Here is a 1290-nt window from a genome sequence, read left to right on the forward strand (position 1 = left end):
AGCCGAGGGAGGGGGACGGCTTGGCGATGACGGGGCCCGGTGCCATCCCGGGGGACATCAGCTCGTGTGGCGCGCGGGCCCCCGGCACGCCCTCGGCGCCGATGGCCTGGACCGCGAGCTGGGCGACGGCGGCCGCCATCCGGCTCACCGGCAGGTCGATGCGGGGCAGCGAGACCAACGACGGCTCGTCCGGGATGCTGCCGACCAGCACCACGGACAGGTCGTCCGGCACCCGCAGGCCGAGCGCCGCGATCTCGTCGAGCAGCAGGGGCAGTGGGATCAGGTGCTGGACCACCAGCGCGGTGGGCGCGGGCCGGGTCGCGAGCACGTCGCGCAGCCGGGACCGCAGCAGCTCGGCGTCCGCGGTCGACGGGTGCACGCGGACGTCGGCGCCGGTCTCCCGGGCGGCGGCCCTGGCACCGTCGAGGCCGTGCATGGCGTAGCCGCGGCGGGCCGCGATCTCGTGCTCGGCCGACGCCCAGAAGACGATCCGCTGGTGGCCGGCCGCCACGCACTCCCGCACGGCGAGGGCGACGGCCGCCTCCCAGTCGAGGTCCACCCAGGGCACCTCGGTCTCGTCGCGCTCGTCGCCGTGGCCGAGCAGGGCGGTGGGGAAGCCGAACTCGCGGAGCGCGACGACGCGGGGGTCCGCCTCGCGGACGGCCATCAGGATCGCCGCGTCGGCCAGCCCGCTGCGGGCGATCCGCCGCAGCCCCTCGACGCCGTCGGGCTCGGTCATCATCAGCACGTCGTAGCCGTGGCCCCGGGCCGCGTCACTGATCTCGATGGCGAACCGGCCGTCCATCGCCCGGTACTTCCCGGGCTCCCGCGGCACGGCCAGCACCAGCACCTCGCTGCGGGCGCTGCGCAGCGTGCGCGCGCTGGCGCGCGGGTGGTACCCGAGCGCGGCGATGGCCTCGTGCACCGCGCCGCGGGTCCGGTCCGAGATCTTGCGGGAACCGCTGAGGACGTAACTCACGGTGCTCGGGGCGACCCCCGCGCGCTCCGCGACATCCTTGATCGTGACCATTCCCGCTCCTTCGCGGTGCCGTGCCCGTGCCTACGGTCTGTTGTCGAATCGATTCGTCGAATCGATTCGATCGTGTGGACGGGATGTTAAGCGGGGGTAAGCGGCGCGGGCAAGAGCCACAGACCGGGAACTTTCCGCCCCGACGTCGTCTACGTGCCGTTCAGCGACTCCCCGCCGCTGCGTTGGGCCCTGCTGTGGCGGGCCAACAACGCGACCGCCCGCGTCCGCGCCTTCGCCGAGGCCGCGCGCCAGCTGGTGGA

Annotated in this window: 1 protein-coding gene; it reads right to left on the bottom strand. The window is 74.4% G+C overall.

All coding sequences use genetic code 11. The features are described 5' to 3' along the window. On the bottom strand, positions 1-1030 hold a 1030-nt coding region (locus E1283_RS36270), incomplete at its 3' end, for a LacI family DNA-binding transcriptional regulator (RefSeq protein ID WP_132822402.1). Positions 1031-1290: the final 260 nt, after the last annotated feature.

The sequence above is a fragment of the Streptomyces hainanensis genome (genome assembly GCF_004348415.1).
Classification (GTDB): domain Bacteria; phylum Actinomycetota; class Actinomycetes; order Streptomycetales; family Streptomycetaceae; genus Streptomyces; species Streptomyces hainanensis.